This is a genomic window from Pseudomonas sp. TE3910 (assembly GCF_056279025.1).
This window is the reverse complement of sequence record NZ_JBWBQN010000001.1, coordinates 1872862-1885375: the sequence shown is the minus strand read 5'-3', so window position 1 is coordinate 1885375 and position 12514 is coordinate 1872862. Positions and strand designations below refer to the sequence as shown.

The following is a 12514-nucleotide window of genomic DNA, read 5'->3' as shown; positions in this document are numbered from 1 at the left end:
AGGAAGCCTGAAGGTGCGCAGGCTAGAGCGGCTGATTACTTAGGATAGAGGGGTGGCAGGCTACTACTTTCGCCGGGTGTCGGTTGAGTCTGTTCAGCGGTTGGGATAGTGCCAATGGCCCGCCACAGCTCTTCGCCTTGCCAGTATTGTCCGGTTTCGCTGTAAAGCGCGCCGTTCAGACCATCCAGGGCATCGGACAATGGAACGAAGCGAGCCGCCATTTCGGCAAGGGTTTCGGGTTGCTGGCGCGCCCAGGCGTCGAGGGCCTGCCGGGTGGCCTGCGGGTCGTTGGCCTGGCAGGCGCGTTTGAGGTCGTCGAGCAGGGTGCGCGGGCTCGGGCCGCTTTGAGCCGCACGCAGCACGGCCGGTTGTGAGCGGGCCCCGCCACCAGAGGGCAAAGCCACTCAAGGTGGTCAGGGCCAGTATCAGTGTGCTGAGTTGCCAGGGCCAGAGCGGGCCGTTTTCAAGGGGGATCGACGTGCTCGGCGTTTCAGCGCTGAGTGCCGGGTTGTCCTGAATCTGCAAGGTTCGCGCGGGCAGACTGCTGCGCTCCAGATGGTCTTCTCGGGTGTTCCACCAAATGACCTCCTGGTTGGGCAGCTCCAGTGTGCCCGCATGCGTTGGCACCAGCGCCTCGCGCTCTTCGCGACTACCGAGCAGGCCGCGGTCGTTGATCTCGTTACGCAGTTGCGGTTGGTCAGGGTAGTGGCGCAGGCCTATGACCTCAGTGTTCGCCAGCGGTGGTATCTGTGTGCTGGACAGGCCTTCGGCCTTGATGGTCACTGTACGGGTCAGGGAGTCGCCAATCTGGGTTGAGGCTTGCGTCGGGTCCGGGCTCCAGTGTTCTTCCAGGGTCAGGTTGCGCGCCGGTAGCCAAGGCGTGTTGGCCGGGTAAGTGGCTGGTATGGGTTTGGCCAACAAGGTAATCGGTGCAGAGCTCACGTGGGTCTGTTTGCCACTGCGCGGGGCGCTGTCTTGATCTGTCGCCGGTTCTACGGTGGTGGCACTGAAGGTCAGGGACGGAATGGTCACGTTGCCGCTTTGCTGTGGGTAGATCGCATAGCGCATTTCGATCACGCCATGGCGTACACCGTTGATTTCCTTCTCGTAGGTCCGTGATTCGCCCAGCGGTTCTACCTTCGCGCCCTCCAGCTGGAGCCGGCTCAGGCTACTGTCATCGTACAGGGCTACCGAGTGGTAGATCCTCAGGGTTAAAACGGCTTGGGCCTGAACATAAATGCTGTCCTGGTCGAGGCTGGCTTCGATGAACACCGGAGCCAGGTTTTCGACCACGTTATCCTGTGCTTGCAGCACCTGAAGCTCAATCGGCTGGCTGCTGACCTCGCCCAGCTGCAGCGCGGGTATTTGCAGGCTGCCACTTTGACGCGGAAGCAGGGTGATGATCCAGCGTGTACTGGCTTGGGTTTCGCCATTGAGGGTGGTCAGGTTGTTCACCTGGCGAGTGTCGCGAACCTCAAAATTGGCCTGCAGGGGCTCCAGGTCTGGCTTGCCAAACTGGGTGATGTCCTGGGTTTGAAGGGTCAGCTCGAGCGTTTCACCGGCGTTCAGGCGTGTGCGGTCGACGCTGGCAAGCAACGCGGCGGCCTGTACCTGCAGGCTGAGGGCAAGGCTGAAAACGAGGGCGCAGGCGCGTCTCATCAATGAGTTTCCTGGTGTTGTTGCTGTTCATACCAAAATTTTCGGCGCAGCAGTTCGGCAGGGTTGTCCGGGATCTGTCGCAACCACTGCTCAAGGGCCTGGCGCTGTTCGGCGTCAAGGCTGCTGTCGCTTGGCCGTTGCGGCGGATGAGTGGTTTCATCATCCTGGTCGCCGCTGTTCCCTTGCTGCGTTTGTTCTGCCCCTGACGACGGGTTCTGGCCTTGCTGTTCTTGTACGCTTTGAGTGTCTTGCTCGCTTTCAGCCGCGGCGGTACTGCGGCTGTCCGTGTTGCTGTCAGTCGTTGTGCCGGGCGCGTTCTGTTCGGTTTCCGTTTCAGTGGTCGCCGCCTGTTCCTGCTCGGCAGCTTTTTGCTGGCGCAGCAGTTGCTCGACCAGTGCTTTGTTCGTAATGGCCGGCTGAAGTTCCGGTTGGCGCTCCAGCGCCTGTTCATAAGCATCCACGGCAGCCTCCAACTCTCCGCTGCGTGCGAGGGCGTTACCGCGATTGTAGTGAGCAGCCGCCGTGTTGCTTTCAGCGAACAGGCGCACCGCGCCGGCATAGTCACCGGCCTCGTACAGTGCCAGGGCTTTCCATTGCGGGTTCTGGAAGTGTTGTGCTGCCTCGGCGGGGCGTTGTTGTTCAAGCAGGCGCTGGCCTTGTTGGTCTGGGCGTAGCCACAGGTCATCAAGTTCAAAGGCATGGCTGGGTTGTGGCAGCACCCACAGCAACGGCAGGCAGAACAGCCAGCCGCGACGGCCCGCACAGGCCGCCAGCAACAAGAGCGGCAGCAGCAGCCAGTAGCCCTGATCGGCCCAACTGTCCAACTGCACCGTCTGGCCATCGTCATGCAATGCCCGGGGCGGGGCGAACAGGCCGAGGCCGCGCAGGTCCAGGTCGTCGATTCGGGCATGGCGGTACTTGCCGCCGGTTTCCATGACAAACTCCCTCAGGCTTGCGCTGTCCAGGCGGGGCATGAGAATCGTGCCCTCGGCATCCTTGAGGAATTCGCCATTACTCTGTTTTACCGGTGCGCCTTCTGCGCTGCCAATACCCAGCATCAGCAGCTTTGGTCCCTTGCGGCCCAGCGCCTGGACGATGCCTTGCCGTTCCTCGGTGCTCAACGAGGAGCCAATCAGCAGCAAACGGCCTTGGCCAAGGCCTGCTTGTGACAGCAGGGCCTGGCCTTTGCGTACGGCCAGGTCAGCGCGCTGCCCGGTTTGCGGCATGATCGAGGGGTCCAGGGCTTCAAGCAGGTTGCGGCTGGTGTCCAGGTCGTCGGACAGCGGCACCAGTGTATGTGCGCTGCCGGCATAAACGATGATCGCGGTCTGGCTGTCGCGGCGATGCTCGAGCAGGTCGAGCAGTTTTCGCCGTGCCTGCTCCAGGCGATTGGGTGGGCTGTCAGTCGCAAGCATTTGCGGTGTCAGCTCCAGCAATACCACCAGAGGATCGGCTGGGCGCTGTCGGGTTTCCTCCAGGCGCTGCCAGCTTGGTCCCAGCAAGGCGATGACCGTCACGAGCCACGCCACCCCCAATGCCACCCACGGCAACTTGCTGTCGCGACCGCTGCCACCACCCAGCAGTACGGCGTGGAATGCCGGAGGCAAGATCATCTGCCAGCGCCCGGCACGCTTTTGGCGATGCCAGAGCTTCCACAGTAACCAGCCCAGCAGCGGTAATGCCAGCAGCCAGGCAGGGCGTAGCCATTGTGGCCAGAGCTCGATCATCGACGCCTCCGCAGGCGCAGACGCTTGAGGCGTTCGCGCCATTCAGGGTGCGGTTGCAGGAAGCGTCGGTTGCTGAGCAGGCGTTGCAGTGGATTGTCGTGCCAGCGCTCACGCACCACCAGCAACACGCTCAGCAGCAGCGCCAGTGCCAGTGGCCAGCTGTACAACGCCTCGGCGGTGCGGGCCTGCGTCGGTTGTTGGGCGACGGGTTCCAGGCGGTCGAGTGTTTCGCCGATAGCCGTCAATTCCTTGCCGTCGCGCGCGCGGAAATAGGCGCCATGGGTCAACTCGGCAATCTCCTTGAGCGAGGCTTCATCCAGGTCCAGGCTTGGGTTGATGCCAAGCAGGCCAGCAGTACCGCTCTGTTCGGGGTCTGCGCCAATGCCGATGGTGTAGATTTTCACGCTCTCCTGAGCCGCCAGGCGTGCTGCGGTCAGCGGATGGATCTGCCCGCCATTGTTGGCGCCGTCGGTGACCAGAATCAGCACCCGGCTTTGTGCCGGGCGCAGCCGCAAGCGCTTGACGGCAAGGCCGATGGCATCACCGATGGCGGTGTTCTTGCCGGCGATGCCAATCTGCGCTTCATTGAGGAAGGTATGCACGGTGCGCCGGTCGAACGTCAGGGGGGCCTGAAGGTAGGCCTGGCTGCCGAACAGGATCAGGCCGATGCGGTCACCCTGACGGGCCTGGAGAAAATCGCCCAATAGCTGCTTTACCAGGGTCAGGCGGCTGACGTCGTCGTCCTGCCAGCGCATGTCGGGAAAGTCCATCGAGCCGGAAACATCCACGGCGACCATAAGATCACGGCCGCTGGCAGCCACGGGCACAGGCTCACCGAGCCATTGGGGCCGCGCGGCGGCCAGTAACAGCAACAGCCAGACGACGATAAACGGCGTCTGTTGCCGCCACGTGGGCAGGTTCAGCCGGGCGCGGCGTCCGGCCAGGCCTTCCAGTTCATCGAGGAAGGCAACCTTGAGCACCGGTTCGCCGCTGTCGGCGGCGGGCAGCAGCCAGCGCGCCAGCCAGGGTAGGGGAAAAAGGGCGAAGACCCACGGCCATGCCAACTCAAACATGTTTGCGGATCCAGATCTCAACCGCCTGGGTCAGCCCGGCGATTGCTTTGTCATCGAGCTTGCACTCGGGTTTGTAGGCACCTTCGACCAGCACCATCCAACGCGTCAGGCCCGCAGCCGGGCAGCGATTGTCGAGAAACGCCAGCCATTGCCGACCATTGAGGGTGTGGCTATGGCTGCCAGGGTAATGATTGCGGCAGAGCCGCTTTAGCAGCGCGTTGATCTGTTGCAACCAGGCACCGGCAGGCGCACCGTCGTAGGGTTTGGTCAGACGCGCCAATTCGGCCAGGGCCTCAATGCGTATGGGGTCAAGCGGCAGCTCGGCACGCACGATGGGTTTTTTCCCCGGCCGCCAGTGACGCAGGTGCCAGGCGCCCCAGCCGAGCAGCGGCAGGAGCAGGAGCAAGGCCCACCAGCCAGGTGCGGGTGGCCACAGACCAATCGGCTCCGGCGCGATCAAGGGCTGCAATTGTTCCAGGCCGTTCATCGTTTTTGCCCTGGACGTTGCGGATTGAGGTACTCGCGCAGTTGTTCGATCATTTCACTCTGGGTGCTCAAGGGCATGAGTACCACCCTCAGCTTCTGTGCCAGCAGCTCCCAGCGCTCGATGCGCGCCTCGCCCTGGCTGCGGTAGCTCTGACGCAGGTTGGCGTCGAGGGTGTCCAGCTCCAGTTGCGCCCCCCGTTGGGCGAAACGCAACAAACCGGCTGCCGGCAGGGCATGATCCAGTGGATCGGAAAGCGGCAACAGCAGCAGGTCGCAATGGCGTGAGAGCAGGCTCAGTTGTTGTTCGACACTGGTGCTCAGCGCCCGCTCGTCACAGATGACGATGGCCAGGCTGCCGGGGCGCAGAACTTCCCGCGCGCGGCGCAAGGCCATGCCGAGGGTATCGCCTTGCGGTTGCGCTTCGGTGTGCAACGCCTGGTTGGCACGGGCCAGTCGGTTGAGCAACTGCAGCAGGCTTTGCTTGCTGCGCCGCGGCTTGATCTCGTAATAGGCGTTGTCGCCGAACACCAGGCCACCGATACGATCATTGTGGCCCAGCGCCGCCCAGCCAATCAGCGCCGCAGCCTGGGCGGCAAGTACCGACTTGAACATCAGGCCGGAGCCGAAGAACAGCCGCTGGCTTTGTTCCACCAGGATGTAGATGGGGCGCTCGCGCTCTTCGTGGAACAGCTTGGTGTGCGGCTCCTGGGTGCGCGCCGTCACTCGCCAATCGATATTGCGCACGTCGTCTCCGGCTTGATAGACCCGCACCTGATCGAAGTCCACGCCACGTCCGCGCAGCTTCGAATGGTGCAAGCCGATCAGCGGGCTGCGTTGGCCGGGGGCGGCAAACAGCTGCACCTCGCGCACGCGATGCCGCATTTCGATCAGTTCTGAAAGACCGATGCGAATGCCTGGGGCCGCCAGCAGTTGAGAGGGCATGGGATCAGGCCACGGCAACGACGTCGAGGATGCGCTGGATCACCCGGTCCTGGTCAATACCGGCGGCTTCGGCTTCAAAGGAGAGAATGATGCGGTGACGCAGTACGTCGAACAGTACCGCCTGAATGTCTTCGGGGCTGACAAAGTCTCGGCCCGCCAACCAGGCGTGAGCCCTTGCGCAACGGTCCAGGGCTATGGAGCCACGAGGGCTGGCGCCATAGGCGATCCAGTCGGCCATCTCGGTGTCGAATTTGGCTGGAGTGCGGGTGGCCATGACCAGTTGTACCAGGTATTCCTCCACCGCATCGGCCATGTACAGGCCGAGGATTTCCTTGCGTGCGGCAAAAATGGCCTGCTGACTGACGCGACGTTCCGGCTTGGTTTCGCCGTTGAGGGCTTCGCCACGAGCCTGTTGAAGAATGCGTCGCTCGACGGCGGCATCCGGGAAACCGATTTTCACGTGCATCAGGAAGCGGTCGAGCTGTGCTTCAGGCAGCAGCGGGTAAGTGCCTTCCTGTTCGATCGGGTTCTGGGTGGCCATCACCAGGAACAGGGGCGAGAGCTCATAGGTGCTGCGCCCGACGCTGACCTGACGCTCGGCCATGGCTTCAAGCAAGGCCGACTGTACCTTGGCCGGTGCCCGGTTGATTTCATCGGCCAACACCAGGTTGTGAAAGATGGGGCCTTGCTGGAAGACAAAACTGCCGGTTTCCGGACGGTAGATCTCGGTGCCGGTAATGTCGGCCGGAAGCAGGTCCGGGGTGAACTGGATCCGGTGGAACTCGGCTTCGATGCCCTCGGCGAGTTCCTTGATCGCCTTGGTCTTGGCCAGGCCCGGCGCTCCTTCCACCAGCATATGGCCATCGGCAAGGAGCACGATCAGCAAGCGCTCGACCAGTTTTTCCTGGCCAAGAATCTGGGTTGAAAGAAAGGTGCGCAGCGCGATCAGCGCTTCACGATGTTCCATCGTCGAGGGTTCCTGGATAAAGAGCCGAGGTGCAGTCTGAAAAAGCCGTCGGCAGGGGTTGATACTTTAATCTATCCAGGGGCTTGGCGACTAACCTCCTTACAGTTCGCTGACGTAGGTGCCGGTGCCCTTGAGGATGTTCTGCAGGGTTTCTTCGACTTCAGCCAGGTCGCTGTCCGGCGTGCTGTGAGTGATTTCCAGGTGATCGTCACCGCCCAGTGCATCCGCGTCGCCAGGCGCAACCTCGATCAACAGGCGTTTCGGGCCGAGGGTGATCTTCAGGCCGTCGAGGGTCGAAGGCTCGTCGTCGAGGGTGATTTCCACCTCGTCTTCGTCCGGGTAACGGGTCATCAGGAACATTTCGCCCTTGTCACTGATGCAACACAGCGTCGCCATGTTGTCTTCTTCGTCGTCGCACGGGGTGGCCATCAATTGGGCGGTGGTCAGTTGCATGGAAGGCTCGATCAATAAGGTGAGGCATGATTCTGCCAGTGTTCAGCTGGCGGATAAACGTCAGCCTGCACGTCAATGACCGAATATGTCGCAGGGGCGCAAGCAGGTGCCTCCCAGGCCTCGTTAAGCTGCGTTGTCGATGGTCACCCGTAAAGACACAGCCTAGCTCTGGAGCGGCAGTCGTTTTTGCAGATGCTCATCCGTTGAATTGGTGAATGTGACCAATGGTTTTACCGTCTTCCTGCTCAGGGTTGGCTATCGTTGACCCGTATCAGGCGCACGCGCACGACGCTTCTCTCAATAATAAAGCCCAAGCGGAGTACCACAGATGGCGTTCTTCACCGCAGCCAGCAAAGCCGACTTCCAGCATCAACTGCAAGCGGCCCTGGCGCAGCACATCAGCGAACAGGCACTGCCACAAGTGGCGCTGTTCGCCGAGCAATTCTTCGGCATCATCTCTCTGGACGAACTGACCCAGCGTCGCCTTTCCGACCTGGCGGGCTGCACCCTTTCAGCCTGGCGCATGCTGGAGCGTTTCGATCACGCCCAGCCGCAGGTTCGTGTCTACAACCCCGACTACGAACGTCATGGCTGGCAGTCGACGCATACCGCCGTCGAAGTGCTGCATCATGATCTGCCGTTTCTGGTCGACTCGGTACGCACCGAGCTGAACCGGCGCGGCTACAGCATCCACACGCTGCAGACCACGGTATTGAGTGTCCGCCGCGGCGCCAAGGGCGAACTGCTGGACATTCTGCCCAAGGGCACCCAGGCAGAGGGCGTTCTGCAAGAATCGCTGATGTACCTGGAGATTGATCGCTGCGCCAACGCTGCCGAGCTGAACCTGCTGACCCGCGAGTTGGAGCAGGTGCTGGCTGAAGTGCGGGTTGCCGTCGCCGATTTCGAGCCGATGAAAGCCAAGGTGCGAGAAATGCTCGCGCTGGTCGAGCAGACCGCCTATGCCCCGGCCGAGGCTGAAAAGGCCGAGGTCAAGGGGTTCCTAGAGTGGCTGGTGGGCAACCACTTCACCTTCCTTGGCTACGAGGAGTTCGTGGTCGGTAATGATGCCCAAGGCGCTCATCTGCAGTACGACGAACAGTCCTTCCTGGGCCTGGCCCGCTTGCTGCGCACCGGCCTGACCGTCGATGAATTGCGCATTGAAGACTACGCGGTCAACTACCTCAGGGAACCGTTGCTGCTGTCCTTTGCCAAGGCGGCTCATCCGAGTCGGGTACACCGTCCGGCCTACCCGGATTACGTGTCGATTCGCCAGTTGGATGCTGACGGCAAGGTGATCAAGGAATGCCGTTTCATGGGCCTCTACACCTCGACGGTGTACGGGGAGAGCGTGCGGGCGATTCCTTATATTCGCGGCAAGGTTGCCGAAATCGAGCGTCGTTCGCTCTTCGACCCCAAGGCGCACCTGGGCAAGGAACTGGCGCAGGTGCTGGAAGTCCTGCCCCGCGACGACCTGTTCCAGACGCCAGTCGACGAGTTGTTCACTACCGTCATGTCGATTGTGCAGATCCAGGAACGCAACAAGATCCGCGTCTTCCTGCGCAAGGACCCTTACGGCCGCTTCTGCTACTGCCTGGCCTATGTGCCGCGTGACATCTACTCCACCGAAGTGCGGCAGAAAATCCAGCAGGTCCTGATGGATCGCCTGAAAGCCACCGATTGCGAGTTCTGGACCTTCTTCTCCGAGTCCGTGCTGGCGCGTGTGCAGCTGATTTTGCGGGTTGACCCGAAGAACCGCATCGAAATCGATCCGCAGCAGCTGGAAAACGAAGTCATTCAGGCCTGCCGTTCGTGGCAGGACGACTACGTCAGCCTGACCGTAGAAAGCTTTGGTGAAGCTCAGGGCACCAATGTTCTGGCGGACTTCCCTAAAGGCTTCCCGGCCGGTTACCGCGAGCGCTTTGCCGCCCATTCGGCGGTGGTCGACATGCAGCACCTGCTGGCGCTGTCCGAGCACAAGCCGCTGGTAATGAGTTTCTATCAGCCGCTGACCCAGACCGGTAAGCATCAACTGTTTTGCAAGCTGTACCACGCCGATACGCCGTTGGCGCTGTCTGACGTGCTGCCGATCCTGGAAAACCTTGGCCTGCGCGTACTGGGCGAGTTCCCGTATCGCCTGCGTCATGCCAATGGTCGCGAATTCTGGATTCATGACTTCGCCTTCACCTACAGCGAAGGCCTGAACCTGGACATCCAGCAACTCAACGACACCTTGCAGGATGCCTTTGTCCACATCGTCAATGGCGATGCGGAGAACGACGCGTTCAACCGTCTGGTACTGACTGCAGGCCTGCCATGGCGCGATGTTGCGCTGCTGCGTGCCTATGCCCGCTACCTCAAGCAGATTCGCCTGGGCTTCGATCTGGGCTACATCGCCAGTACCTTGAACAACCACACGGATATCGCCCGCGAGCTGGTGCGACTGTTCAAGACCCGCTTCTACCTGGCGCGCAAACTCAACGTTGAAGACCTGGACGACAAGCAGCAACGGTTGGAGCAGGCGATCCTCAGTGCCCTGGACGACGTTCAGGTGCTCAACGAAGACCGCATCCTGCGACGCTACCTGGACCTGATCAAGGCCACCCTGCGGACCAACTTCTACCAGCCCGATGCCAATGGCCATAACAAGTCCTACTTCAGCTTCAAGTTCAATCCGAAGCTGATCCCGGAACTGCCAAAACCAGTGCCGAAGTTCGAGATATTCGTCTATTCGCCACGGGTCGAGGGTGTGCACCTGCGTTTCGGCAACGTAGCGCGCGGTGGCCTGCGCTGGTCCGACCGTGAGGAAGACTACCGGACTGAAGTGCTGGGCCTGGTGAAGGCGCAACAGGTGAAGAACTCGGTGATTGTCCCGGTCGGTGCCAAGGGTGGTTTCCTCCCGCGTCGCCTGCCGCTGGGCGGCAGCCGTGATGATATTCAGGCTGAAGGTATCGCCTGCTATCGCATCTTCATCTCTGGCCTGTTGGACATTACCGACAACCTCAAGGACGGCGCCCTGGTGCCGCCTGCCAATGTGGTGCGCCACGACGACGATGACCCGTACCTGGTGGTCGCGGCCGACAAGGGCACCGCGACCTTCTCCGACATCGCCAACGGCATTGCCATCGACTACGGCTTCTGGCTCGGCGATGCCTTCGCCTCGGGCGGCTCGGCCGGTTACGACCACAAGAAGATGGGCATCACGGCCCGCGGCGCCTGGGTTGGTGTGCAGCGGCATTTCCGCGAGCGCGGTATCAACGTACAGGAAGACCCGATCAGTGTGATCGGCATTGGCGACATGGCCGGTGACGTCTTCGGTAACGGCTTGCTGATGTCCGACAAGCTGCAACTGGTCGCGGCATTCAACCACCTGCACATTTTCATCGATCCGAACCCGGAGCCCGCCAGCAGCTTCGCCGAACGCAAGCGGTTGTTCGACTTGCCGCGTTCAGCCTGGAGCGACTACGACACCAGCATCATGTCCGAAGGCGGCGGGATCTTCCCGCGCAGCGCCAAAAGCATCGCGATTACCCCGCAGATGAAAGCGCGCTTTGCTATCGAAGCCGACAAGCTGACCCCGACCGAACTGCTCAATGCGTTGCTCAAGGCGCCGGTTGACTTGCTGTGGAACGGCGGTATCGGCACTTACGTCAAATCGAGCGAAGAGAGCCACGCCGATGTGGGCGACAAGGCGAACGATGCCCTGCGCGTCGACGGTAACGAGTTGCGCTGCAAAGTGGTGGGCGAGGGCGGCAACCTCGGCATGACCCAACTTGGCCGTGTCGAGTTCGGCCTGAACGGCGGTGCAACCAACACCGACTTCATCGATAACGCCGGTGGCGTGGACTGCTCTGACCACGAGGTCAATATCAAGATCCTGCTCAACGAAGTGGTGCAGGCTGGCGACATGACCGAGAAGCAGCGCAACCAGCTGCTGGGCAGCATGACCGAGGAAGTCTCCGCGCTGGTGCTGGGCAACAACTACAAGCAGACCCAGGCGTTGTCGCTGGCCGCACGCCGTGCCAAGGAGCGCATTGCCGAGTACAAGCGCCTGATGGCTGACCTGGAAAGCCGTGGCAAGCTGGACCGCGCCATCGAGTTCCTGCCGAGCGAAGAGCAACTGGCTGAGCGTCTGGCGGCAAACCAGGGCCTGACCCGCGCTGAATTGTCGGTACTGATCTCCTACAGCAAGATCGACCTCAAGGAGGCGCTGCTCAAGTCGCTGGTGCCGGACGACGACTACCTGACCCGTGACATGGAGACGGCGTTCCCGCCGTCGTTGGTCAACAAGTTCGCCGAGGCCATGCGTCGCCATCGCCTGAAACGCGAGATCGTCAGTACCCAGATCGCCAACGACCTGGTCAACAACATGGGCATCACCTTCGTCCAGCGGCTCAAGGAGTCCACGGGCATGAGCCCGGCGAACGTTGCCGGCGCCTATGTCATCGTGCGCGACATCTTCCACCTGCCGCACTGGTTCCGCCAGATCGAGGCACTGGACTATCAGGTTTCGGCCGAGGTGCAGTTGACCCTGATGGACGAGCTGATGCGTCTTGGGCGTCGCGCTACTCGCTGGTTCCTGCGTAGCCGTCGTAACGAACAGGATGCCGGGCGCGACGCGGCGCACTTCGGGCCGAAAATCGCTGCGCTGGGCCTGAAACTGGACGAGCTGCTGGAAGGCCCGACCCGTGAACGCTGGCAGGCCCGCTACCAGGGCTTCGTCGAAGCCGGTGTGCCGGAGTTGCTGGCGCGAATGGTTGCCGGTACGACGCACCTGTACACACTGTTGCCGATCATCGAAGCGTCCGACGTAACCGGGCAAGACCCGGCCGAAGTGGCCAAGGCCTTCTTCGCCGTGGGCAGCGCCCTGGACCTGACCTGGTACCTGCAGGAAATCAGCAACCTGCCAGTGGAAAACAACTGGCAGGCCCTGGCACGCGAAGCGTTCCGTGACGACATCGACCTGCAGCAGCGAGCAATTACCATCTCGGTATTGCAGATGGTCGATGCCCCGCAGGACATGGACGCCCGGGTGGCATTGTGGATGGGGCAGCATGCGGTGATGGTGCAGCGCTGGCGCGTCATGCTTGAGGAGTTGCGTGCGGCGACGGGGACGGACTACGCGATGTATGCCGTGGCTAACCGTGAACTGGTGGACCTGGCGTTGAGCGGTCAGTCGACGCTCTGATGCCGGGGTAACAGAACCAGGC

7 protein-coding genes and 1 pseudogene are annotated in these 12514 nt (G+C 61.7%); 1 reads left to right on the top strand and 7 read right to left on the bottom strand.

The features are described 5' to 3' along the window. Positions 1 to 35: 35 nt before the first annotated feature. The 7 genes and pseudogenes from ACZ9H3_RS08415 to ACZ9H3_RS08385 all read right to left on the bottom strand — a co-directional run bounded on the left by ACZ9H3_RS08415 (position 36) and on the right by ACZ9H3_RS08385 (position 7307). Positions 36 to 1659 (bottom strand): annotated as a pseudogene (locus tag ACZ9H3_RS08415) (BatD family protein). After that, positions 1659 to 3386 (bottom strand): vWA domain-containing protein, encoded by a 1728-nt coding sequence (locus tag ACZ9H3_RS08410; RefSeq protein WP_476220330.1) that lies wholly within the window; start codon positions 3384 to 3386, stop codon positions 1659 to 1661. The pseudogene ACZ9H3_RS08415 and the gene ACZ9H3_RS08410 overlap by 1 nt, the downstream one beginning before the upstream one ends. Beyond that, positions 3383 to 4459 carry a vWA domain-containing protein gene (locus ACZ9H3_RS08405; protein WP_065758596.1) on the bottom strand — a complete coding sequence of 359 codons (1077 nt, stop codon included), beginning with the start codon at positions 4457 to 4459 and terminating at the stop codon, positions 3383 to 3385. The genes ACZ9H3_RS08410 and ACZ9H3_RS08405 overlap by 4 nt, the downstream gene beginning before the upstream one ends. Further along, positions 4452 to 4946, bottom strand: a complete 495-nt coding sequence (locus ACZ9H3_RS08400) for a DUF4381 domain-containing protein (RefSeq protein ID WP_476220327.1) — start codon at positions 4944 to 4946, stop codon at positions 4452 to 4454. The genes ACZ9H3_RS08405 and ACZ9H3_RS08400 overlap by 8 nt, the downstream gene beginning before the upstream one ends. Then, the gene (locus ACZ9H3_RS08395; protein WP_065758598.1) at positions 4943 to 5887 is read right to left on the bottom strand and encodes a DUF58 domain-containing protein; all 945 of its coding nucleotides are present in this window, start codon (positions 5885 to 5887) and stop codon (positions 4943 to 4945) included. The genes ACZ9H3_RS08400 and ACZ9H3_RS08395 overlap by 4 nt, the downstream gene beginning before the upstream one ends. A gap of 4 nt (positions 5888 to 5891) precedes the next feature. Then, the gene (locus tag ACZ9H3_RS08390; RefSeq protein ID WP_476220325.1) at positions 5892 to 6854 is read right to left on the bottom strand and encodes an AAA family ATPase; all 963 of its coding nucleotides are present in this window, start codon (positions 6852 to 6854) and stop codon (positions 5892 to 5894) included. Between the two features lie 99 nt (positions 6855 to 6953). Beyond that, positions 6954 to 7307 (bottom strand): hypothetical protein, encoded by a 354-nt coding sequence (locus tag ACZ9H3_RS08385; protein ID WP_099775427.1) that lies wholly within the window; start codon positions 7305 to 7307, stop codon positions 6954 to 6956. 328 nt (positions 7308 to 7635) lie between these two features. Here ACZ9H3_RS08385 and ACZ9H3_RS08380 point away from each other — a divergent pair, with 328 nt between their 5' ends. Continuing rightward, the gene (locus tag ACZ9H3_RS08380; RefSeq protein ID WP_330522955.1) at positions 7636 to 12492 is read left to right on the top strand and encodes an NAD-glutamate dehydrogenase; all 4857 of its coding nucleotides are present in this window, start codon (positions 7636 to 7638) and stop codon (positions 12490 to 12492) included. Positions 12493 to 12514: the final 22 nt, after the last annotated feature.